The 23,339-nt window shown below is 62.8% G+C and carries 19 protein-coding genes; 9 read left to right on the forward strand and 10 right to left on the reverse strand.

The window, feature by feature from the left end:
• Window positions 1–45 precede the first annotated feature (45 nt).
• Entirely contained in the window at window positions 46–1,764 is a 1,719-nt protein-coding gene (locus tag ACR9Y2_RS05185; protein WP_435039994.1) for a GAF domain-containing sensor histidine kinase, read from the reverse strand.
• Between the two features lie 409 nt (window positions 1,765–2,173).
• Between ACR9Y2_RS05185 and ACR9Y2_RS05190 the strand changes: the two genes are divergently transcribed.
• Entirely contained in the window at window positions 2,174–3,595 is a 1,422-nt protein-coding gene (locus tag ACR9Y2_RS05190; protein ID WP_435039995.1) for an efflux RND transporter periplasmic adaptor subunit, read from the forward strand.
• A gap of 45 nt (window positions 3,596–3,640) precedes the next feature.
• A complete protein-coding gene (locus ACR9Y2_RS05195; protein ID WP_435039996.1) occupies window positions 3,641–4,405 on the forward strand; it encodes an ABC transporter ATP-binding protein in 765 nt (254 codons plus the stop codon).
• Between the two features lie 31 nt (window positions 4,406–4,436).
• Here ACR9Y2_RS05195 and ACR9Y2_RS05200 read toward each other — a convergent pair whose 3' ends face one another.
• Window positions 4,437–5,132 carry an arylesterase gene (locus ACR9Y2_RS05200; RefSeq protein WP_435039997.1) on the reverse strand — a complete coding sequence of 232 codons (696 nt, stop codon included), beginning with the start codon at window positions 5,130–5,132 and terminating at the stop codon, window positions 4,437–4,439.
• 64 nt (window positions 5,133–5,196) lie between these two features.
• Between ACR9Y2_RS05200 and ACR9Y2_RS05205 the strand changes: the two genes are divergently transcribed.
• The 4 genes from ACR9Y2_RS05205 to ACR9Y2_RS05220 all read left to right on the forward strand — a co-directional run bounded on the left by ACR9Y2_RS05205 (window position 5,197) and on the right by ACR9Y2_RS05220 (window position 11,182).
• The gene (locus ACR9Y2_RS05205; protein WP_435039998.1) at window positions 5,197–5,895 is read left to right on the forward strand and encodes an ABC transporter ATP-binding protein; all 699 of its coding nucleotides are present in this window, start codon (window positions 5,197–5,199) and stop codon (window positions 5,893–5,895) included.
• A complete protein-coding gene (locus ACR9Y2_RS05210; protein ID WP_435039999.1) occupies window positions 5,895–8,465 on the forward strand; it encodes an ABC transporter permease in 2,571 nt (856 codons plus the stop codon). The genes ACR9Y2_RS05205 and ACR9Y2_RS05210 overlap by 1 nt, the downstream gene beginning before the upstream one ends.
• 112 nt (window positions 8,466–8,577) lie before the next feature.
• Window positions 8,578–9,975 carry an aspartate aminotransferase family protein gene (locus ACR9Y2_RS05215; protein WP_435040000.1) on the forward strand — a complete coding sequence of 466 codons (1,398 nt, stop codon included), beginning with the start codon at window positions 8,578–8,580 and terminating at the stop codon, window positions 9,973–9,975.
• A 19-nt stretch (window positions 9,976–9,994) separates the two neighbouring features.
• Window positions 9,995–11,182, forward strand: a complete 1,188-nt coding sequence (locus ACR9Y2_RS05220; RefSeq protein ID WP_435040001.1) for a Gfo/Idh/MocA family protein — start codon at window positions 9,995–9,997, stop codon at window positions 11,180–11,182.
• Here the strand turns inward: ACR9Y2_RS05220 and ACR9Y2_RS05225 are convergent.
• The 5 genes from ACR9Y2_RS05225 to rbfA form a co-directional block, all read right to left on the reverse strand.
• Window positions 11,179–11,850 carry a lipid-binding SYLF domain-containing protein gene (locus ACR9Y2_RS05225; protein ID WP_194447639.1) on the reverse strand — a complete coding sequence of 224 codons (672 nt, stop codon included), beginning with the start codon at window positions 11,848–11,850 and terminating at the stop codon, window positions 11,179–11,181. The two genes, ACR9Y2_RS05220 and ACR9Y2_RS05225, sit on opposite strands and share 4 nt — an antisense overlap.
• Window positions 11,851–11,917: 67 nt before the next feature.
• Window positions 11,918–13,291: a protoporphyrinogen oxidase gene (gene hemG, locus ACR9Y2_RS05230; RefSeq protein ID WP_435040002.1), complete on the reverse strand. Its 1,374-nt coding sequence runs from the start codon at window positions 13,289–13,291 to the stop codon at window positions 11,918–11,920.
• A gap of 1 nt (window position 13,292) precedes the next feature.
• A complete protein-coding gene (gene hemE, locus ACR9Y2_RS05235; RefSeq protein ID WP_194447637.1) occupies window positions 13,293–14,330 on the reverse strand; it encodes a uroporphyrinogen decarboxylase in 1,038 nt (345 codons plus the stop codon).
• On the reverse strand, window positions 14,312–15,211 hold the full coding sequence (locus ACR9Y2_RS05240) for an FAD:protein FMN transferase (RefSeq protein WP_435040003.1): 900 nt from the start codon (window positions 15,209–15,211) through the stop codon (window positions 14,312–14,314). The genes hemE and ACR9Y2_RS05240 overlap by 19 nt, the downstream gene beginning before the upstream one ends.
• A gap of 252 nt (window positions 15,212–15,463) precedes the next feature.
• Window positions 15,464–15,841 carry a 30S ribosome-binding factor RbfA gene (rbfA, locus tag ACR9Y2_RS05245; protein WP_435040004.1) on the reverse strand — a complete coding sequence of 126 codons (378 nt, stop codon included), beginning with the start codon at window positions 15,839–15,841 and terminating at the stop codon, window positions 15,464–15,466.
• 126 nt (window positions 15,842–15,967) lie between these two features.
• On the opposite strand from rbfA, the gene ACR9Y2_RS05250 reads away from it, so the two are divergent.
• Window positions 15,968–17,536 carry an NAD(P)/FAD-dependent oxidoreductase gene (locus ACR9Y2_RS05250; RefSeq protein WP_435040005.1) on the forward strand — a complete coding sequence of 523 codons (1,569 nt, stop codon included), beginning with the start codon at window positions 15,968–15,970 and terminating at the stop codon, window positions 17,534–17,536.
• Window positions 17,537–17,622: 86 nt separating this feature from the next.
• Here the strand turns inward: ACR9Y2_RS05250 and ACR9Y2_RS05255 are convergent, their stop codons facing one another.
• The 3 genes from ACR9Y2_RS05255 to ACR9Y2_RS05265 are packed head-to-tail and all read right to left on the reverse strand — an operon-like array spanning window position 17,623 to window position 21,659.
• The gene (locus ACR9Y2_RS05255) at window positions 17,623–18,939 is read right to left on the reverse strand and encodes an amidohydrolase family protein (RefSeq protein WP_435040006.1); all 1,317 of its coding nucleotides are present in this window, start codon (window positions 18,937–18,939) and stop codon (window positions 17,623–17,625) included.
• On the reverse strand, window positions 18,936–20,288 hold the full coding sequence (locus ACR9Y2_RS05260) for an amidohydrolase (RefSeq protein WP_435040007.1): 1,353 nt from the start codon (window positions 20,286–20,288) through the stop codon (window positions 18,936–18,938). Before ACR9Y2_RS05260 ends, ACR9Y2_RS05255 begins: the two co-directional genes overlap by 4 nt.
• A gap of 3 nt (window positions 20,289–20,291) precedes the next feature.
• Complete coding sequence (locus tag ACR9Y2_RS05265) at window positions 20,292–21,659, reverse strand: amidohydrolase family protein (RefSeq protein WP_435040008.1); 1,368 nt, start codon at window positions 21,657–21,659, stop codon at window positions 20,292–20,294.
• A 35-nt stretch (window positions 21,660–21,694) separates the two neighbouring features.
• Between ACR9Y2_RS05265 and purM the strand changes: the two genes are divergently transcribed.
• Complete coding sequence (gene purM / locus ACR9Y2_RS05270; protein ID WP_435040009.1) at window positions 21,695–22,738, forward strand: phosphoribosylformylglycinamidine cyclo-ligase; 1,044 nt, start codon at window positions 21,695–21,697, stop codon at window positions 22,736–22,738.
• Window positions 22,735–23,337 (forward strand): phosphoribosylglycinamide formyltransferase, encoded by a 603-nt coding sequence (gene purN, locus ACR9Y2_RS05275; RefSeq protein ID WP_435040010.1) that lies wholly within the window; start codon window positions 22,735–22,737, stop codon window positions 23,335–23,337. The genes purM and purN overlap by 4 nt, the downstream gene beginning before the upstream one ends.
• Window positions 23,338–23,339: the final 2 nt, after the last annotated feature.

Below are 23,339 nucleotides of genomic sequence, written 5' to 3' on the forward strand. Positions count from 1 at the left end.
TTAAGTTCGGCGGGCCACACCGCATTTCGCGGAGGCCATCGCCGGCTAACCAACCTGTACAGTTCGTTTTAACCGCTCTGCCCCATCGTTTCGTGGGGGCAGTGGAAGGACCACCCGGATCATCGTCCCGTGCCGGTCAATACCAATCCTTCCGGTATGCGCTTTTTCCCGTCGCTGGTTGAGGTCCGACCAACCGGCCGATTCCGCGGTTTTCGCCTTGCGGAGACTGCGCACTTCCAGCGCGCCTCCCAACAGAGCCACTCGCTCTCTAAGGCCCGATAAACCGAAGCAATCCCGGCGGGAGAAAGCCTCTTCCACGTCGAAGCCGATACCATCGTCCTCGACTTGCATTCTCAGACATCCATCGGCGGAATCTACGGAAAGGTTTACGCGGGCGGCCAGAGAATACTTAGCGATGTTGTTGAAAATCTCCTGGACCAACCGGTAGAGGATGATGGACATCTTCTTAGGGAGGTCCAGTCTCCGAGGTAATTGCAACCTTACCTCCGCCGAGTGAAGATTGCGGAACCGCCCAATCAGCTGACGCAGCGCCGGAGCCAGCCCCATCTGGTCGAGAATCGCCGGACTCAGCGCGGCAATCAGGCGTCGGATCTCGATGATCGTGTGCTCCGTCATCTCCCGCACTTCGCCCATGCGCTTCCGCCAGGGTGCAAATTCCGGCGGCAGCTCCTGCTCCAGCATCTCCAGCTGCAGGCGCACGCACAGCAGCGATTGGCCCGCCTCGTCGTGCAGCTCCCGGCTGATGCGCCGGCGCTCCGACTCTTCCACTTCCACCATGTGCTCAGCCAGCCGCCGGACCTGCTCCTCACGCCGGGCAAGATCTTCCAGCAACCGCGCCTTTTCGGCTGCCAGCCAGCAGCGCTCCGCCGCCGCCGAGAGCAGTTCCACTTCCCGCGGCATCCATTCGTAGGATTTCCGGAAGGCAAACTGTAATACCCCGCGCAGCTTGCCTTCGGCGCACAGCGGCACGGACCAACAGGTGTGGAACGACCGGTGCCACTTCTTATCCAGCACCATGGGTCGCGTATCAGTCCCGATTTCGATGCAGCGCGGCCGCGCCAGGTCTCGCCGTACCTTAGGGGTAGTGCACAAGGAGACGATCTGCGCCTCGCCGGGCAACGCGCCCCGGGAGATCCAGCTCTCCTCGCCATCTTCCAGCAGGTAAAGCCTGCCGTCGTCAGCGCCCGTATACGTGAGCAGGGCCGCCAGGAACCGCGGCAACATCTCGTCCAGGGTGCGTGATTCCACTTCCACCCGGAATAACTCGTAGAATGCCTGGCTCTCGCCCTCACGCACCTGGTAGAACGCGCTGTTCAGGCTCAGGATCACCAGGAAGTGCAGTTGGTTGCGGACCCAGCCCAGGTTGGCGGCCTGGTCGGCACAGCGCTTCAGCAGCTCTGCACTCAACAGCTTGTCGTACTCACCCAGGGCCGAAACGACCGAAGATGGGGTAAGGCCCAGCTTCGCCAGCCTTCGCCCCCGGTATTGGACCTTCTCCAGGAAGCGGCTCAGCGGCTCGCCGGCGGCCAGGCACTGCGCAGCGGCGCCTGGAGTGATAGAGGCCAGGGACTCCCTTTGGCTGGGGTCCAGTTTCTGCTTCTTCAGCTGGACCAGGAACTTACGCTCCAACCCCGCCAGATGCGGCGCCAGCAGTTCAGCCATCCACTGCAGGTGGGCCTGCAACTGGTGACTGAGCCCAGCTGCGGCCTCGGCCAGCACTTCGGGATGTTCAACTGCCCGCACAAGAGTCCTATCGGTTCTACGGATCCCTTACTTTAGGGATCAGGGAAATGCTTAGGGCGGGCGGACAAAAGTGCGGTGGGGGGACCCGGACTCCTCCGAGCGTACGGAACACTCTCTACGGGCCGCAGCCGCCACCGCCTTCCTACTGTAAGGTCTACACCGAGGTACTTCAATCGCATCAATACTGGTACTGCTGGTGCCAAGCCCCCCGATGAGGAATTTCTTCGGCTTCCGCGTGAGTAAGGAATATTCATCCCATTCGGCCCGTCTATAATGTTAGTGGTCGCAAACCCGCTGACGCGAGAAGATTCGGGCGCCATGCCGATCACCACCAAAGTCAACTCGGGCATTAAAGAAGAGAACAAATTGGCGACGGTTAGCGTCTTTATTCGACAGGAGCTGTGAACTCGTGAAGAGCAAGTGGAAGTGGATCTTAGGAGTGGGTGCCGTTCTCGTGGTCGGCGGTGGCACGGTTGCCAGCGTCAAAATGAGCCAGCGCGGAATCGTTTCCGTGCAGACGGGCAAAGCGGCAAAACAGGACCTGACGAGTCTGGTGACTGCGTCGGGCGAAATCAAGCCCAGGAACTACGTCAACATTGGCGCGAACGTCATGGGCCGAATTGTCGACATCAACGTCAAGGAAGGCGATCGAGTCCACCACGACCAGGTGCTGGCGCGGCTCGAATCCGTCCAGGCGCAGGCCGACGTCCAGGCCCAGCAGGCTGGATTGAACTCCGCCCTCGCTGACTCGTCCGCCTCTGAAGCCGGACTGAAGGCCATGGACGAGAACCTGCATACTTCCCAGGCAGGCATCGACCGCTCGAAATCTGAACTGGAACGAGCCCGTCTGGACTATGAACGCGCCCGCCAACTGTTTAACGAGAAACTGGTGGCCAAGGCGGAGTTCGATTCCAAGAAGGCCGCCTACGACTCGGCCGCCGCTACGTTGCGGGAATCCGAGGCCAGGCTCAGCCAGATGAAGGCACAGCGCGAGCAGACCGCCGCCCAGTTGTCCGGCAGCCAGCGCCGTGTCTCTCAGTCGCGCGCCACCCTCAGCCGCTTCTCCGACGTCCTGCAGAAGCATAACGCCGTCTCCCCCATCGACGGCATTGTCACCAACCTGCCTGTCCGCGTCGGTGAAACCGTGGTGCCCGGCGTCCAGAACTCCGCCGCGTCGCTCATTATGACCATCGCCGACATGAGCCTGATCACAGCCGAGGTGAAGGTGGATGAGACCGACATCGTCAATGTGAAACTCGACCAGCAGGCCGACGTGACCATCGACGCCATCCCGAACCAGACTTTCAAAGGTCACGTGATCGAGATCGGCAACACGGCCATCCTGCGCTCCACCGGCCTGGCCGCCAGCCAGAGCGCCGTCTCCAGCCAGGAGGCGAAAGACTTCAAAGTGGTGATCGCCCTCGACACTCCGCCCACGGAAATCCGCCCCGGTTTGTCCTGTACCGCCAAGGTAATCACCGCTACGCGACAGAAAGCATTGGCGATCCCGATCCAGGCGCTGACTGTACGCCAACGTGGGGATCTCGAGCCCGAAGCGAAACAGGGTAACGTTCAGGCCGCAACCAACGCCGATCCTGATAAGCAGAAAAAGATGAAGGAAGAACTGCAAGGCGTATTCGTCGTCAAAAACGGCGCCGCCGAGTTCCGCGAGGTGAAGACCGGCATCACCGGCGCGACCGACATCGAAGTGGTGAGCGGGTTAAAGGAAGGCGAAGAGATCATCACCGGCAGCTACAAGATCATCCGGACCCTGCGCAATCAGGCGAAGGTCAAGGTCGACAACAAGGCTCCAGTCAAGGCCGAGCCGTAAAGCAGGCCGGAGCGCCGAACGGAACAAAGAAAGAACGAGATCCCAATGGCTAGTGCAATTGTGAAGGAAAAGAATGCCCGCGGCGCGGAGCTGAAGCAGAACAACATCGTTATCCGGACGTACGACCTCTGGAAAACCTACATCATGGGCGACCAGGAGATCCACGCCGTTTCGGGTTGCGATGTCGAGATCAAGCGCGGCGAGTATGTCGCCATCATGGGACCCTCCGGCTCCGGCAAGTCCACTCTGATGAACCTCATCGGCTGCCTGGATACGCCGACCAAAGGCGACTATTTCATCAACGGCAACCTGGTGAGCGATATGTCGGACGACGAACTCGCCCGCATCCGCAACAAGGAAATCGGCTTCGTCTTCCAAACGTTCAACCTGCTGCCGCGCGCCACCGCGCTGCACAACGTCGAACTGCCGCTGATCTACTCCGGCATCCCGGCCGAAGAGCGCTTGGAGCGCGCCAAGCACGCGCTGCGCATCACTGACCTCGAACGGCGCATGTATCACAAGCCGAACGAGCTCTCCGGCGGTCAGCGCCAGCGCGTCGCCATCGCCCGCGCCCTGGTCAACGACCCCTCCATCCTGCTGGCCGACGAACCCACCGGCAACCTGGACTCCGCCACCAGCGTGGAAATCATGGCGCTGTTTGAACGGCTCCACACCCAGGGCAACACCATCGTCCTGGTCACCCACGAGCGCGACATCGCCGAGTACGCCCACCGCATCATCACCATTCGTGACGGCAAGGTGTCTCGCGATGAGATCAACCCGCATCCGGCGGCCACCCTCAACCGCTAGTTCGATCCAGGGCCGGCCTCAACCACCGGCCCTACTTCTTCAGCAACGGCTCCAGATACTTCAGCACCGTCCCCGCCACCTTCTCAGTACCCTTTGCCGTCGGGTGCATCCCGTCCCTCTGCATCAGTTCCGGCCTGGTCGCCACACCTTCCAGAAAGAAGGGGATCATTGTCAGCCTGTGGCTTTTGGTGAGCTCTTGGAACACCTTCTCGAAGTTCCTGATGTAATCCTGCCCGTAGTTGCGGGGCAGCGTCATGCCACACAAGACCACCTTCGCGCCCGCCTTCTGGAACGCGTCGACCATCTCGGTCAGGTTCGCCGCGGTCGACTCCACCGGCAGGCCGCGCAACCCGTCGTTCGCGCCCAGTTCCAGGATGACCACCGCTGGCTTCAGGCGCACTGCTTCAGCCACCCGGGTCACGCCGCCGTCCGTCGTATCGCCGCTGATCCCCTGGTTCACCACGCGGTAGTGATAACCCTTCGCGTCCAACTGCTTCTGCAGGAAGTCGGCGTAGCTCAGCCCCGGCTCCAGGCCGTACCCGGCTGTGAGGCTATCGCCAAACGCAACAATCACCGGCCGCGTATCAGTCTCCACGGGCTCCGGCGCCGGCTTGGCTGCCGCGGCAGGCGCGGGTTCGGCCGCGGGCTCCGGTTGGGGCTCCGGTTTCGAACAGGCAGCCATCAGCAAGGCTACCCCCACCCAGCAGATTCTCCATCGGAAACTCATCCCAGATCGGATTTTCAAGAATGAAAGGCCCTCAACTGCAATCATAAGGGAAGTACCTGCAAGCATGGCAAAATCCATCCTTTCCCTCCGCGGCGTCACGAAGTCCATCGACACCGGAACGCACCGCGTCCAGATCCTGCGCGGCATCGAATTGGATATCCAGGAAGGCGAGTTCGTGGCCATCATGGGCGCCTCGGGCTCAGGCAAATCCACCCTGCTGGGCCTGCTGGCGGGCCTCGACGCTCCCACCACGGGCACCATTCATCTCGATGGGGAAGAGATCTCCCACCTCGGCGAAGACGCGCTGGCTGACCTGCGCGGCCGCAAGATCGGGTTCGTCTTCCAGAGCTATCAACTCATCCCCACCCTTACCGCCGAGGAAAACGTCCTACTGCCCGCCGAACTCGCCGGCGACGTCTCCAGCGGAGCCATGGCCCGCGCCCGCCTTCTTCTCGACACCGTCGGCCTCGAAGACCGCCGCGAGCACTACCCCGTCCAGCTCTCCGGCGGCGAACAACAGCGCGTCGCCCTGGCCCGCGCCTTCATGCGCCAGCCCCCGCTGCTGCTCGCCGATGAACCCACCGGCAATCTCGACTCCGTCAACGGCCGCCAGGTGCTCGACCTGCTTCTCTCGATGAACCGCCAGGAAGGGGCCACCCTCGTCCTGGTCACCCACGACCGCGACCTCGCCACCTACGCCACCCGCATCATCACCCTCAAGGACGGCGCCGTCGTCTCCGACGAACGCAAGGACGCCGCCTGATGTTCCAAACCGCTGCCTGGCGCATGGCGTGGCGCGAAGCCCGTGCCTCCGCCCCCAAATTCATCTTCGTCATCTTCGGCGTGGCCGCCGGAGTGGGCGCCCTCACCGGAGTCCGCGGTTTCTCCGCCGCTTTCCACGAAGCGCTGCGCCGCGAAGCCCGCACCCTCATGGCGGCCGATCTCACCATTCGCCAGTTCATGCCCTTTACCCCGGCGCAGGACTCCGAGATCCAGTCCTGGCTCAAACGCGGCGCCCAGCTCACGCGCATCACTGAAACCGTCTCCATGCTCAGCGCCGAGGGCGCCACCCCCGCATTGGTCTCGGTCAAGGCTGTCGATCCTCAGGTCTACCCCTACTACGGCAAAGTCCGGCTCGATCCGGACCAACCGCTCTCCAAGGCCCTCACGCCCGACACCATCGCCGTCTCCGACGACCTGCTGCTGCGCCTGAACCTCTCCGTCGGCTCCACGGTCAAGCTCGGCGAAGCCCAGTTCCGCGTCTGCGGCGTCGTCCGCATGGAGCCCGACCGCATGACCGGCTCCCTCAACGTCGGCCCGCGTATCATGATCACGCGCGAAGGCCTCGACCGCACCGGCCTCATGACCTTCGGCTCGCGTGCCTCCCATCGCTTCCTCTTTAAACTGCCGGCCCAGGGCATCCAGGTGGCGCAGATGTTCGACGCCCTCAAGAAGGCCTTCCCGGAATCGATGGTGGTGGATTACCGCGACACCAATCCCCTCATCACACGCGCGCTCGACCGCTCGACGACCTTCCTGAGTCTCGTCTCCCTCATTGCCCTGATTGTCGGCGCCCTCGGTGTCGCCACGGCGATCTATTCCCACATCCAGCAGCGCCTGGACACCATCGCGATCCTGAAATGCCTGGGCGCGCGGTCGTCCCAGATCATCCGCATCTACACGCTGCAGACCCTGCTGCTGGGGCTCACCGGAGGCCTCGCCGGCGTGGCCGTGGGCGGCATCGTACAGCGCCTCTTTCCCCTCCTGCTGGCCCGCTACTTCCAGTTCCAGAGCATTCCCTGGAACCCGTCCTTCGCCCTCGAAGGCATCCTCGCCGGAGTCCTAGTCACCCTGCTGTTCACCATCCCGCCGCTGCTGGCGGTCCGCCAGGTGAAGCCGGCCCTCATCTTCCGCCGCGAAATGGCCGAGGTGAAACCGAAATTGCTCAAGCGCCTGGCCATGCAGTGGCCCGCCCTGCTCAGCGGTGTGCTGATCCTGGCCGGACTCGGCGGCGTGGCTGCCTGGCTGGCCGAATCCGTAAAGATGGGCTCGTACTTCGTCGGCGGCCTGGCCGTCGCCCTGCTGCTGCTCGCCCTGGTCGCCTGGCTCCTCCTTCGCGGCCTGAAGCTCTTCCTCCGCTGGACCCCGGTCCGCCTGCCCGTCGCCCTGCGGCACGGCATGGCCAACCTCTACCGTCCCGGCAACCACGCCACCAGCGTCCTGGTTGCCCTCGGCATCGGTGTGATGTTCACCCTCACCATCTATCTGGTGCAGAAGTCCCTATTGGTCGAGGTCGTCGGAGCCGCGCCCAAAGGCTCGCCCAACGTGCTGATGATCAACATCACCAGCCGCGACCAGGAAGCCGTGAAGCAGTTCCTCGACAGCCGCACCGACCTCACCGCCAAGCCGACCCTGACCCCTCTCATCGCCGCGCGCCTGGTCTCCATCAACGGCACAGCCATTGAGGACCTGAACATTCCACAGCAGGGCCCGCAGGCCACGGACAACCAGGGCCGCCCGCGCCGCCGCCGCAGCTTCACCACCCAGGTCACCTGGTCGGAGAATAAACTCCCCGACGTCATCATCCGCAAAGGCGCCTGGTGGCAGCCCGGAGAAAAGACGCCCGCCGCCTCGGTCTCGGAACGCACCGCCACGAATCTCAGGATCGAACCGGGCATGACGCTCCACTGGAGTTCCGTAGGCCGGGAATTCGACGTGAAGGTCGTCTCCGTACACCGTGTCGAAGCCGTCCGCTTCGGCGGCGAACCCGACTTCGTCTTCAACCGCGTTGCGTTGGAGGGCCTGCCCACCCAGTGGTTCGGTGCCGTCCGCCTGCCGCCCACCAAGGTCTCCACGTTCCAGCGTGACGCTTACAAGCAGTTCCCGACGGTGACGGTTATCAACGCCGCCGACGTGATGAACATCGTGCAGGAAGTGGTCGACCAGGTCGCCCTGGTCATCCGCTTCATCTCGGCTTTCGCCATCCTGGCCGGAGCCATCATCCTGGCCTCGACGGTCGCCGGCACCCGCCTGCGCCGCACCCGCGAATCCGCCGTCCTCAAAACCATCGGAGCCCGCCGCAACGTCCTGGTATCGATCTTCTCCGTCGAGTTCGCGATCCTGGGCGCGGTAGCCGGCCTGATGGGCGGAGCCATGGCCACCATCTTCGCCCGGGTACTGCTCCTTCGCCTGCTGGACGCCCGCTTCCAGTTCGAACTGCTGCCCAACGCGGCAACCATAGCCCTGACCACGCTCTTGGCCGTAGTAGCCGGCTGGGCCGCATCCATCCGAATCCTGAACCAGCGCCCGCTCGAAGTGCTGCGCGACGAGTAGCCGTTCCCTCGTCGCCAGCCCCTCGGGGCCGCCCCCCTCAAACCCTCCACCTTTCTGTCACCCCACGAATCGCAATTTGCACCCCCGCGCTTCATTCCTCACAATAGATCTCATGAGTGACCCTTCCTTTACACCGCGCCCCGTCCCCGCCGTGGAGACCTCGTTCCGTCGCATCCACACCCAGTTCCCGGTGCCGGAGTCACTCCCGATCCTTCAAAAACTCCACGACTTTGAACTGCGCGCCATGGCCGGCCAACCACCCGTCGTCTGGGACCGCGCCGAAGGCTTCCAAGTTTACGATGCCTGGGGCAACATGTGGCTCGACTGGTCGTCCGGCGTCCTCATCACCAACGCCGGCCACGGCCGCAAAGAGATCGCCGACGCCATCTGCGCCCAGGCCCAGCACACGCTGCTCACGAATTATTGCTTCCCCTCGGCCATTCGCGCCGAACTCTGCGAACGCCTCGTCGGCCTCATGCCTGAGCCGTTGAAGAAGATCTTCCTGCTCACCACCGGCTCCGAGACCGTCGAGTTCGCTGTCAAGATCGCCCGCATCCACGGCCACAGGATCGGCGGCCGCTCCAAGAACGTCATCGTCTCGTTCGAGAAAGCCTTCCACGGCCGCACCCTGGGCTCCCAGCAGGTAGGCGGCATCCCGGTCCTCAAGGAATGGATCGGCAACCTCGATCCCGGCTTCGTCCAGGTCCCGTTCCCCGACGGCTACTGGACCGAGGACACCAGCTTTGAACTCTTCGAGCGCACCCTCGCCGAGAACGGTGTCGCCCCCAGCCAGGTCTGCGCCGTCATCCTCGAAACCTACCAGGGCGGCACCGCCGCCTTCGCCCCGCCGCAGTACATCAAGACCCTGCGCCAGTGGTGCGACGGCCACCGCGCCCTGCTCGTCTTTGACGAAGTCCAGGCCGGCTTCGGCCGCACCGGCACGCTCTGGGGCTTCGAGCACTACGGAGTCCTGCCCGACCTCACCACCTGGGGCAAAGGCATCTCCAGCTCACTCCCCATCTCCGCCATCGTCGGCAAGCCGGAACTCATGGATCTGCCGAACCCCGGCTCCGCATCCTCCACTCATACCGGCAACCCCATCTGCTGCGCCGCCGCGCTGGCCAACGTCGACCTCATCGTGAAAGAGAACCTGCCTCACAACGCCGCCGTCGTCGGTGAGGTTCTGCAGGAAGGCCTGCGCCGCGTCAAAGCCCGCTTCCCGCAGGCCGCTTACCTGGCCGGCAAAGGCCTGGTCGCCGGCCTGGCCTGCGTCAAGGCCCACAAACAACCAGATGGAGAACTCGCCCACGCCGTCGTCTGGCGCTGCATCGAAAAAGGCCTGCTGATGTTCTCGCCCGTCGGCCCCGCCGGCTGCACCATCAAGATCGCTCCGCCGCTCACCATCACGGCCGAAGCGGTGCGCGAAGGCTGCGCGGTGCTCGAAGAAGCGTTCGGTGAAGTGCTCGCCGAGCGCGCCGCCGCCTCCGCCGACGCCGTTGTCCAGGCTTAAGGATCCACGGAGCCGTACCATGCAAATCGCGATTATCGGCGGCGGCATGATCGCCCACGACCAGATCCTGCCTTCCGTCTACCAGATGCAGCGGATGGGGCTCGTTGGACCCGTTGAGGTCTGCGCCCGTCACGCCGCCACCCTCGACAAACTCGCCGCGGCCGAGCCCATCCTGCGCGCCTTTCCCGGCCACTCGTTCCGGCCCCGCCTGGAGCCCTACTCCGAAGTCATCGCCGGACTCCCGCCTTACCAGCTCGTCGTCGTGGCCCTGCCGGACGATGTCCACTTTGATGCAGTCATGACCGCCCTGCGGCACGATCAACACGTCCTCTGCGTCAAGCCGCTGGTGCTCACCGTCGCCCAGTCCATCGAGATTGAGAACGAAGCCAGGACCCGCGGCCTCCTTGTGGGCATCGAATACCACAAGCGCTTCGACGACCGCTCGCTGCTCGCCCGCCGCCGCTACCAGAGCGGCCTCTTCGGCGAATTCAAGCTCGGGACAGCCTGCCTGCTCGAGAAGTGGTACTACCGCCACTCCAACTTCCAGAACTGGTTCACCGTCGACGCGTCCGATGCCTTCACTTACATCGGCTGCCACTACGTCGACCTCGTCGCCTTCGTCACGGGCCTCAGGCCCACCGCTGTCAGCGTCTACGGCATCAGGGACAAGTTCCCCAATGGCAACGAAGGCTGGTTGTGGACCGATGCCCGCGTGCTCTGGGACAACGGAGCCTGTCTCAACGTCCAGAACGCCCTCGGCTTCCCTGACGCCGCTCCGGGCACCAATATGCAAAGCCTGACGATGTACTGCTCCAATGGCCAGGTGGGCGGTTGGCTGCATCACTCTGATCAGTTCCGCGGCATGCAGTACTGCTACACCGCCAACCCCGGCGGCGATGGCATGAACACCTATGCCGAGCCGTCACCGGACTATTTTCAGTATGTGGATGTGGGAGGCCCCGGACTGACGCCCGTCGGCTATGGCTACCGTTCCACCGCTTACATCGTGGAGCGGGCCCTGGAGATGCAAGGCAGGGACCTGGCGGCCCGCCAGCAGCTACTCACTCAGTGGGATGAGGCCGGCGTAATGGCGACGCCGGCCAATTCACGCTACAACGAGGCGGTCGTCGAAGCGGCCCGTCAATCGATCCGGGACAACGGCCGGATGGTTCCTGTCGCATCCCAGGCCGCTGCCCAAATCCCTTAGTTGCCCTTGTAAGCGGAGTACTTGTTCAACAGGTCGACCAGACCCTTCGCCGCCGGCGGCACTGGCTTCTTGCCCTGCAGCACGGACTTGCGATCGACACCGGAGCCGTACAGCGCCGTGTCGACATCTTCATCAGCGCGCAGCGTCGCACCCTGCAGCGCGATACCGCCAAACACACCGCGCGACCGCGACCAGGACAGAATCTCCGCCCGCATCGACGCATCCGTCTGCGCCGTCGTGTCCCGGCCCACCGGACCCGCCGCCACAGTCGCTTCACCACCCAGTGTGAACTTGCTCGCCAGCAGGCGCTCCATGCCCTTCTGGCTCATCACCAGCATGATCACGTCACTTTCCGCGCCGCCGATCTGGAAACCTACGCTGCCGCCTTCCACCCGCACACCCACCGGAGCCGTCCAGCCCTTCCCGTCCGCCTCCCGGCATGCTGCAAAACCGCGCCCATACTTCGCGCCGAGAATGAATCCGCCCTTCTTCATGGCCGGAACAATCACCGCGCACTGTGCCTTCGAAAACAGGTCCTGAGGAATCGCCTTGTCGCCGGTCGACATGATTTCGCCGAGGACCGTCGAGGCTTCCTGCAACCGCTTATCCTCCGCTTCACCGGCCCAGACCGTGGAAGCGGCGAGAACAGCAAGTAAAAACTTCTTCATATATGTTGATGGTAGCAACGCGCAAGGCCGGTCGCGAGGCCTGGCGGACGTATCTTAGGCGCAAACTTCAGGCGGTGCGAACAAGGGCCTGCGCCGCCGCACGGCCGGTCCGTACACAATCCGGGATGCCAATCCCTTCATACGCATTGCCCGCCAGGTGCAGCCCATCCAGGCCGCGCAGCAAGCCGCGCATCTCCTGCACGCGCGCCGCATGGCCCACCGTGTATTGCGCCATCGACTTGCGCCACCGCCGGATCCGCACAAACGCCGGCTCCGTATCCCAGCCCAGCAATTGCCGCAGCTCCGCGCGCACCGTGGCCACAATCTCGTCGTCGCCGCGATCCAGAATCGCTTCGTGACCAGCCCCGCCCAGGAAGCACCGCAGCACTACATGCGAGTCCGGCACCCGGAATGGAAACTTCGCCCCCACAAACGTGCAGGCCACCAGCGTCTTGCGCTCTTTCGAAGGAATCAGGAATCCGAACCCCGGAGGGATGCGGCCGCAATCGGCCCGGCGGTAGCCCAAGGCCAGGGTCACCGACGAACTGTACTCGATGCCTTCCAGCAGTTCGGACAACCGCGGCTGCACACCGCGCAGCAGTACGCCCGCCTGCCAGGCGGGACAAGCCATGATCAGCCCTTCCGCCTCGACCGCCGTACCGTTCACGCGAACGCGGTAACCCGTCTCCGCCTTCTCGACACCCTCGGCCCGTCCGGTGATGACCTCGCACTGTCCGTCGATCCGCCGCTGCAGTTCATCGGTCAACTGCGCCAGCCCGCCTTTGAGAGTCTGGAACAGCGGCGCCGGTGTGGCCGTCTTCGGAGCCTTCTTGCGCGACTCCAGCACCCCGCGCGTCAAACTGCCATAGCGGTTCTCCAGCTCGACAAAGCGCGCCAGCACGCTGCCTACGCTCAGCCGCGACACAGATCCGCCGTAAACACCCGACAGCAGCGGCTCCGCCAGATAGTCCACCGTCTCCTGCCCGTAGTGATCGCGGATGAAATCTTCCACCGTGCGGTCCGGCAGCGGTTGCGCGGGCGGCTTGCGGAAGTACTCCAGCCCCATGCGGATCTTCGTGCCCCACGACAGCAGCGGGCTCACCGCCACCGGCAGGATCTTCGTCGGCACCATCATCATCAGCCCGTCCGGCATCGCCACCAGTCGGCCGTTCTTCACGAGATAGGTGATGCGCGAGGCGTCGTTCGAACTGATCAGCTGGTCGCCCAGTCCGATCTCTTTGATCAGTTCGTTGGCCGCCGGTTTGGCCGAGAGGAAACTGTCCGGTCCGCCCTCGAGCACACAGCCTTCCACCGTATCCGTCTGGATGACGCCGCCCAACTGCGGCTGCTGCTCGACAATCGTGGGCCGGCGGCCGGCTTTCACCAGTTCATAGGCTGCCGAGAGCCCGGTGATGCCGCCGCCGATGATGACCGTGCGCACGTTAGGGCTTGAACTCGCGGACCATCTGCACCACTGCCTTCACGTTTTCCACCGGGGTTTCCGGCAGGATGCCGTGGCCCAGGTTGAAGATGTGGCCCGGCCGCGTGCCGGTCCGCTTCAACAGTTCATGCACCTTCGTCTTCAACTCAGGCAGGGGAGCCAGCAGAGCCGCCGGATCCAGGTTGCCCTGAATCGCCGACCGGTAGCTGATGTCCATCCAGGCCTGGTCAATGTTCAGGCGCCAGTCGACGCCCATCACATCGCCGCCCGCCGCGTGCAGTTCGCGGAAATAGCCCGCAGCGCCCGTGCCGAAGTGGATCACCGGCACACCCGTCGACCGGATGCGTTCAATCAATGCCCGCGAATAAGGAGCCACGTACCGCACATAGTCGTCCGCGCCCAAGGCGCCCACCCAGGAGTCGAACACCTGGATCGCACGCGCGCCGGCCGCCACCTGCAGCATCGCGAACGGGCCCAGCACGTCCACCAGCTTGCCCATCAGGCGCCGCCACAGCGTCTCGTCGCGGTACATCAGCGTCTTCGTGTTGATGAAGTTGCGCGAAGCGCCGCCCTCGATCATGTAGCTCGCCATCGTGAACGGCGCGCCTACAAAACCAATGACCGGAACCTTGCCCGCCAAGGCCTTCGACACAATCTGGATCGACTCGCCGACATACCCGAGTTCATCCGTATTGGCCGTCGACAGCGTATCCACATCGTGCGAAGTGCGGATCGGATTGTCGATCTGCGGACCTTCACCCGCCACGAACTTCAGCCGCAAACCCATCGGTTCGATGGGCAGCAACAGATCCGCAAAGATGATGGCCGCATCCACGTCCAGCACTTCCACCGGTTGCAGCGTCACCTGCGCCGCCAGGTCGGGCCGCTTACAGATCTCCAGGATGCTGTTCTTGGCACGGATCTCCCGGTACTGTTTCATATACCGGCCAGCTTGCCGCATAAACCAAACCGGCCTCACGTCCGTGGGACGGCGGCGGCAGGCATCCAGAAAACGGCTGCTCATGGGAGGGACACGCATGCGATCTCCGATCTGTCTTCACACAGGAAGACCCGAAACTGCTTGGGCTTGTGCTGGGCGGCCCACTGCCGGCCCAGGATGAAATAAGGTTTCGTCCACGCTTCGGTGTCGATGGTCCGTGGAGCAATCACCGATACAGACAACATCCCCTGCGCCGGATAGCCCGTGCGCGGATCCATGATGTGGCTGTATGTCGTGCCCCCGGCAATGAAGAACTTCTCCGATGTGCCCGACGTGGACATCGATTCGTCCTTCAGAAAATATTCGGCCGCATTGACCTTTGGATTGCGCGGATTGGGAATCGTCACGCGCCACCCCCGCGGTTCATTCGGAGGTGCGCCTATGGCGTAGATACTCGACCGGCCAGCCGTGATAATCCCGCTGGCTACGCCATCTTTCTTCAGGATCGCCGCCATGCGGTCCACCGCATAGCCTTTGCCGATCCCGCCCGGATCAATCTCCACCGGTTCGTCAAACCGTACCGTCCCCGCCTTCGGATCCAGGTGGATATGACGCCAGCCCACACGCTGCATAGCCGTGCGGATTTCCGCCTTGTGCGGCGTGCGTCCCGTACCCTTATAAAAACCCCAGATCTTCATCAGCGGACCGACGGTTATGTCGAACGCTCCTTCACTCTGCCGGCTGTATTCCACACAGGAGTTCAGCAATTGGTACAGCTCGGTGGATACTTTCACCGCCTGCTGGGGAGCCTCCTGGTTCACCCGGCTCCACTCGCTCTCCGGCCGGTAGTTGGACAACAGGTTGTCCAGCCGGCGGGCCTCTTCAAAGGCGTCGTCCAAAGCTGAATCCAAGGCGTACCTGTCGCTTCCGTAAACGGCGATCGTATAGGTCGTCCCCATCGAATCCAGGGAACGTTCCAACCGCAGCAGGGATCCTGGCCCCGGTCCGGCCACTGCCGGCCATGCGGCCATTAACATTAGAAGTAGCACAGAAGCCGCAAAAATACCCCACTTTGTGATATTTACGGACCAGATTTTGAGGCTGCGGCCAGGGGGCGTGGGTTGCACGGGTTCGTTTTGGGCGCCTCGCGCGGCGCGCCCTGATTTTAGCCTACAACTGAGACCCTTGCTGGAGCAAGAAAAGCTCTTATTTTCTTGCAGATGAGTCGAAGCTTATTCCGGCTGCGGTCCCGCGTCCGCCTTCGGACGGCCCCGCCGCACCCGCCGCAGAAGTCTTTCGATTGGAGCGCTTTGCGCCGATCCCACGTTCGATTTGAAGCGCAGCTCCGGCATCCGGAACAGCTCCAGCCTCTGCATCAGCTGATGCCGCAGATACCCCTTGGCCGATTCCAACCCGGCCAGCGCCGACACCCGCTCTTCCGCCTTTTGCGGCAGCACCACCAGCACATCCGCCTGGCGCATATCCGGCGACACCACCACCTCGCTCACTTCCACCTGGTGAATACGCGGGTCGTCGGATTCATACCGGATGAGCTCCGACAACTCCTCTCTCATCTTTTCAGCGACGCGGCGGGTACGAAGTGGATCCACTCTATAAGCCTAGCAGTCTGCTGGCCCTTTGCGAGGATTCTCAGCGGCTCCAGTCGCGGCTCCGATATGATAAGAGATTCTGTCAGATAGGCGCGCGTCTCGGAGGAGTTCGCGTTTCAATCGGGGATGCACGTCAAGAAAGCCATCATCATCGGCGCCGGTCCCGCCGGGCTCACAGCTGCCTACGAACTGCTGACGCGCACAGGCATCCAGCCCATCGTGCTCGAAAAAAGCGAGCACTTCGGCGGCATCTCCCGCACCGCCAACTACAAAGGCAACCGCATCGATCTCGGCGGCCACCGCTTCTTCTCGAAATCAGACCGTGTCATGGATTGGTGGCGCCGCATGCTGCCCCTGCAGGCCCTGCCGCCCGGCACCCCCGAAATCACCTACCACCGCATGCGCCGCTCGCTCGAGTCCGGCGGCTCCGGACCCGACCCGGAACGCGAAGACAACGTCATGCTCCTGCGGCCCCGCAAGTCCCGCATCTATTTCCGCCGCCGCCTCTTTCAGTACCCCATCACCCTCAGTGTCGATACCCTCCGCAAGCTCGGCCTCTGGTCTTCCTTCCGCATCGGCCTCAGCTACCTGCGCACCGCCCTGCTGCCGCTGCCCGAAGAGAAAACCCTCGAAGATTTCTTCATCAACCGTTTCGGCCGAGAACTCTATCGCACGTTCTTTCAGTCGTATACAGAGAAAGTCTGGGGCGTCCCCTGCTCCGCCATCAGCGCCGCCTGGGGCCGCCAGCGCGTCAAAGGCCTCTCCGTCCGCAAGGTGCTTGGCCACGCCGTCGGCAAACTGTTCGGCCGCAATGCCGCCGGCGCCAAAACCGAGACCTCCCTCATCGAACAGTTCCTCTATCCCAAGTACGGCCCCGGCCAGATGTGGGAGGAGACCGCCCGCAAAGTTCGTGAACTGGGCGGCGTCATTCACACCGGCCAACAGGTCGACGGCCTCACCCTCGACCACGGCAAGGTCATTGCCGTTACTGCCACCAACCTGGCCACCGGGCAATCCGAAACTTATCCGGCCGACTACTTCTTCTCCACTGCGCCCCTGTCGGAACTGATCCGCTCCATGACTCCGCCGCCGCCGGAGCCGGTCCGGGCCGTCAGCGAGGGCCTCGTCTACCGTGACTTCGTCACCGTCGGCCTGCTCGTCCGGTCCTTGAAGATCCACGACGAATCCGAGCAGGGCCGCAAGCTGATCCGTGACAACTGGATCTATATCCAGGAATCGGATGTGCAGGTCGGCCGCCTCCAGATCTACAACAACTGGAGCCCTTACCTGGTCTCCGACCCCAACACGGTTTGGCTGGGGCTCGAGTACTTCTGCAACCAGTCCGACGCGCTCTGGTCCAGCCCGGACGAGGACCTGACCGAACTGGCCCGCACGGAATTGGCCCGCATCGGCATCATTGAAGCGTCCGATGTGCTCGACGCCACGGTGCTGCGGGTGGAGAAGGCTTACCCTGCCTATTTCGGCACCTACGACCGCTTCGAGGAGCTCCGCGCCTACCTGGATTCCCTCGAAAACCTCTTCCCCATCGGCCGCAACGGCATGCACCGTTACAACAACCAGGACCACTCCATGCTGACGGCCATGGTAGCCGTGGACAACATCCTCGCCGGCCGCACCGACAAATCCAACCTCTGGGAAGTGAACACCGAAACCGACTATCAGGAAGAAGAGTAGGGGCGCTTCTCCCCGCATCTCCCCAATAAAAAGGGGAGACCGGCCTTCCAGCCTGCCTCCCCGGTTTCACGCAAACCCGTCAACCCTTAAGGCCGGGCCATGTATTTCTTGTACAGCTTCGTGTGCTTCGACTCCAGATCCACCGCGGCGCCTTTGATGAACATCATCTTGACGTTCGTCTTCACTTCCAGCAGGTCTCCATCCGTCACCACAAGGTCCGCCCACTTGCCAGGTTCGATCGACCCGTACTGGTCGGCGACGCCCCAGATCTCGGCCGCATTCAAAGTCACCGATTTCAGCGCTTCGTCATACGGCAGCCCGAACGCCACCGACTGGCCGGCCTCGTAAGGCAGGTTGCGCGCAAACTGCGTCCCAAAGCTGGCGAATGCAATCTTCACGCCGGCCTTGTGCAGAATCGCCGCCAGCGTGAAGGGCTCATCGTAAGCAGCATCGTCATCGACCGGCGTCGTAAACGGAGAGCCCAGAATCACCGGGATCTTCTTCTTGGCCAGCTCCTCGATCATCTTGCCCGGCTCGCGCAAATTGGCCAGCACGATCTTCAACCGCTCGCGCTCAGCCCATTCCACCGCCTCGCGGATCTCACGCTCCCGCGAAGCCAGCACCATGATCGGCCGCTTGCCTTCCAGCACCGGCAGCATCGCCTCGAACTTCAGGTCCGGCTTCAACCCCGGCTCTTTGCCTGACTTGGCTTTCTGATATCGCCGCGCCGCTTCCACGAACTCCTTCAGCTTGCGGACTTCCTCTTCCTGGTTCCGCTTGGCCTGGGCAAACGTCACACGCCGCGCCGCCAGGGCCGGCGGCAGATCGTCATCCGTTGCTCCGCGGCCCCGCGAAGCGATCGCCGGCCACACCAACTGCAGCGCCGCATCCCTCTTGATCTCCATCTCCTCCCAGGTCCAGCCGTCGAGATGCATCATCGACACCTGGCCACTGATGATGCTGCCGCCACCGGCGCCGCGGCCGCCCATCGAGCCCGGCAGCACCATCACCGACGTGATGCCGTTGGCCCGCACCACGGGAATATGTTCGCTCTCCGGGTTCACCGCGATCAGCGCGCGCAGTTGCGGATTGAAGTCACCCAACTCACCGGTATCCGTCGTCTCCCGCACCGAGCTGATCTCCGACATGCCCACCGGCGAACCCGAATCAATCATGCCCGGGTATACATGCAGGCCCTTGCCTTCCACAATCTTGATCTTGCCCTTGGCCGCGATCTTCGCGCCCACTTCTGCGATCTTGCCGTCCACCACCAGCACGGAGACATTCTCCTGCTTCGGGCCGGAGACCGGATGCACGGTCGTGTTCCGGATCAGCAGCGTATCGTTCGCGCCCGCATAAACACTGGCGGCCAGTATGATTCCCAACAGTCCGCGGCTTCTCACGAAGGCCTCCTCGTCTGCGGCGCGTTGCGCCGGTCGGTCTCTTTTTCCTTCTCCAGCAGGCCCTTCTTTTCGGCCTCCTTGCGCGGACGCGCGCTCATGTCGCCGTCGCGGTCGAAATACTGCTGCCCGTCGATGAACACCTTCTCCACCTTCGAGAAGATCGACAGCGGGTCTTTGTCGTAGATCACGATATCAGCCTGCTTGCCGGCTTCAATCGACCCCACATACTGGTCAATCCCCAACTGCTTCGCCGGGTTGATCGTGATCATCGCCAGCGCCTCGTCTTCCGTCATGCCGCCGTACTTCATCACCTTACCGGCCTCGGTGTTCAGCCGCCGCATCAGTTCCGCGCCGCCGGCGTCGTCCGAGTTCAGGCTCACCAGCACACCCTTCTTCTGCAGCACCGCCGCGTTATACGGGATCGCATCATAGGCTTCCACCTTGTACGACCACCAGTCGGAGAACGTCGACGCACCCACGCCCGCTGCCGCAATTTCCTTTGCCACCTTGTAGCCTTCCAACACGTGCTGCAGCGTCGCGATCTTGAAGCCGAACTCCTGCGAAACCCGCAGCAGCATCAGGATCTCATCGGCCCGGTAGCAGTGCGCGTGCACCAGCCGTTTGCCTTCCAATACCTCCACCAGAGTCTCGAGTTGCAGGTCGCGCCGCGGTGGCAGGGCCATCTCGCCCTTGGCCTTCTTCGCTTCGTAATCCTTCCACTCTTTCTGGTACTCCTTGGCATTAGTGAAGGCCTCGCGAATCACGTCCTCCACGCCCATGCGCGTCCCGGGGTAACGCAGGTTCTGCTGCCCCGGCTGCGCGCCAAAGCCTGTCGTCTGCATGCCCTGCCGCTTGGGATTCTCACCCAGCGCCATCTTCAACCCGGGCTTCGCTTCCTTGAACACCAGGTCATCTGCGTCCTTGCCCCAACGCATCTTCAGCACGACGTTGCGGCCGCCGATCGCGTTCGCGCTGCCATGCAGGACATTCGCGGTAGTCACTCCGCCGGCCAGCGCCCGGTAGATGTCCATGCGCTCGTTGTTGACGACATCATCGACGCCCACCATCGAACTCACAGAGACGCTGCCTTCGTTAATGGCATCGACCGCAATGTGCGTGTGGCAATCGATGATGCCCGGGATGACGTGCTTCCCGCTGGCGTCCACAATCTTCGCTCCGGCCGGGGTCATCACCTTCTCCCCGACTTCGGTGATCTTCCCGTTCACGATCACGACAGAACCGGTGATGGTTCCCTTGGTAACCGTATGGATAATTCCGTTTTGAATGACGACCGTGTTCTGGGCCGAGAGGGCCGCCAGGGTCAGGAGGCCAAGTAGGATCGTTCGCATGGTCTAGTTCTCCTCCTGCTCTGTGGTGGACGGACGGTTACCCGGACCGTTTCCGCCCGGTGTTTGCGGTGGATCTGGCGGTGGTAGATACTTGACTCCGTCAACAAAAATCATTGCTACCGTCAACCTTTCGTCGAACAGGTCGCCTTTGACCACGACTAGGTTGGCCATCTTCCCTTTGTCGATTGACCCCATCCGCTGATCGACGCCGTAGATTTCGGCGGCGCTCAGTGTCAAAGCGCGAATCGCGGCTTCCTTGGGCAGGCCCAGGTCGATCGACTTTTTGAGAGCCTTCAGGATGTCCTTGGGCGAATCCATGCCATCGGAGGAAATGGCGAACTTCACACCGGCCTTCGCCAGCACAACCGGGGCCGTGGGCGCCTTGTCCCTGTGCTCCAGAACCTTCATGGTGTCAATGAGATCCGGGTCGCGGTCGCGCTCGCGGGTGGGCCACTTCACGTTCAGCACCACGGCTGTACCTGTCTTTTTGAGTTCGTCGGCCATGCGGTAGCCCTCGGTCACGCCCCACAGCACCACCGGAGTCTGTAACTCCTTGCCCAGCTTGACCATACGCTCCATCTGGACCGGCCCGGCGGCGGGCACCAGCAGGCGTCGCGAGCTCAGTACGCCTTCCAAAGCGCGGTCGTAAGCAGGGCGAGGGATGGTCTGCGGCGACTTGGCGTACATCTCTTTGGCCATCTTGTAGTAGTTGGCATCGATCCAAAGTTGGCGGAAGTAGGCCAGCACCCCCATCAGGGAATTGGGATAACCCAAGTACCCTGAAGGAGTTGTGGACATGTAGAGGCCGGCGTCCGGCTCCACGACCATGGCTCCGGATGTCTCACCGCCCAGGTTCACAATTGCGCCGTGTCCGCCCACCAGACCCTGGCGCGGGAAGGTGACAGCAGTGGTAAACCCTGCGCTGTGAGCAAGATCCACACGGCGTTCGTTATTCTTGACGAGATCGGCGGCCATCACCCAGCTATTGGTGCCGGGCCGGTCTTCCGGACCCCGCGACCTGGGCGGAGCAGCCTGTCCGGGGGTCGCGGCAGCGGCCTGGGCGCCGCGTCCGCCGGCTGCCGGAGCGGCTGCTGGGGCTTCCGGAATGCCCCACGTACTGAAGGCGTCGATCAACCCTGGATAAACAGTAAGTCCTTTCCCATCAACAACCCAGGCCCCAGCCGGAACGGCTGCGTTGGGCCCGACATCAGCGATAATGCCGTCTTTTAAGACGACGGTCCCCTTCTCGATCACGGCTCCACTGACGGTGACGATGCGGGCGTCCTGGATCGCCACGAGAGAGGGAACCTCGGCCTGCAGCGGTATGAACGCGCAGGCCAGGAGAGTGAGGACAAATATTCTTTGGCGCATGGAGAATCCCTGTATTTTAGACTGGTACTTCAGCGATGCCTACTAAGAAAACCATCCGCTACCAAGACGCCGGCGTCAACATTGACGAGGCGGACCGTGCCGTCGGCTACATCAAGGTAGCTGCAAAGAAGACATTTACGAGAGGCGTGCTGACGGATATCGGTAGTTTTGGCGCGATGTACCGGCTGGCAGGTTACAAGCGGCCTGTATTGATCTCCTCCGCCGACGGAGTTGGCACCAAGATCAAGGTCGCCTTCATGACCGGGCGGCACGACACAGTGGGCCAGGATCTGGTCAATCACTGCGTCAACGACATCGCCGTGCAGGGCGCTATGCCATTGTTTTTCCTGGACTATTTCGCCGTCGGCAAGCTGGAAGCCGAGGTGGCGGGACAGATCGGGACCGGTTTGGGCAAGGCCTGCCAGGAGAATGGCTGCGCGCTGATCGGCGGCGAAACGGCCGAGATGCCGGGGCTCTACCAGCCGGGCGAATACGACCTGGCGGGCTTCATCGTCGGGGCGGCCGAGCAGTCCAAATTGTTGACAGGCAAGACCGTAATGCCCGGTGACCTGCTGCTTGGGCTGCCTTCCACCGGGCTGCATACAAACGGTTATTCGCTGGCCCGCAAGCTCCTGTTCGAGGTTGGCAAATACACCCCCAAGACATTTCTACCGGAGCTCGATTGCACCCTGGCCGATGAGCTCTTGAAAGTGCATCGCAGCTACCTCAAGCCCATCCAGAAACTGTTGAAAGCAAATCTGCTTGCGGCTGCGGCGCACATTACCGGAGGCGGCATCACGGACAACACGCCGCGCGTGCTGCCCAAGGGCATGGCGGCCGAAGTGAAACTCGGCTCCTGGCCGGTGCTGCCGGTATTCGAACTGCTGCGCCGGTTGGGCAACGTGCCGGACGACGACTACCGACGGACCTTCAACCTGGGCATCGGCATGATCCTGGTGATTCCACAGAAGAAAGCGGTCAAGGCGACGCGTCTGTTGAAGCACATGAAAGAGCCGTACTACGAGATCGGCAAGATCATTGCCCAACCGCGCGGCAAGGGTCGAGTGATCTACAAGTGAAGAAGTTGGCGATTCTGGTATCGGGCCGCGGATCGAACTTCGAGGCCATTGCGCGGCATATCCGCGAACGGAAACTGAAGGCGGAGATCGCCGCCGTCGTCGCCAACGTGCCTACGGCCAAGGCGCTGGAAACGGCGGAAACACTGGGCTTACCGGCCATTTCTCTGCCGTCGAAGGGCATCGATACCGACACCTATGCGGCGCTGGTGGTGGAGCGCCTGGCTCCGCTGGGCATCGACCTGATCATCCTGGCCGGCTTCATGCGGCGTGTGGGGACTCCGCTGCTGGAGGCTTACCGCGACCGGATTCTCAACATCCATCCCTCGCTGCTGCCGTCGTTTCCGGGACTGCATGTGCAGCAGCAGGCTCTGGACTACGGGGTCAAGCATTCCGGCTGCACGGTACATTTCGTGGATGCCGGGCTGGATACCGGCCCCATCGTGGCACAGGCGGTAGTTCCTGTTTTAGATGGAGATACGGCCGATACCCTGGCCGCCCGAATCCTGGTGGAAGAGCACAGGGTTTTCAGCGAGGCCATCGCCCTGATCCTCAGCGGAGCTTACTGCGTCGAGGGCAGGCGTGTGATTCGAAAGGACTAAGC

Source organism: Paludibaculum fermentans, from assembly GCF_051172195.1.
Taxonomy (GTDB): domain Bacteria; phylum Acidobacteriota; class Terriglobia; order Bryobacterales; family Bryobacteraceae; genus Paludibaculum; species Paludibaculum fermentans_A.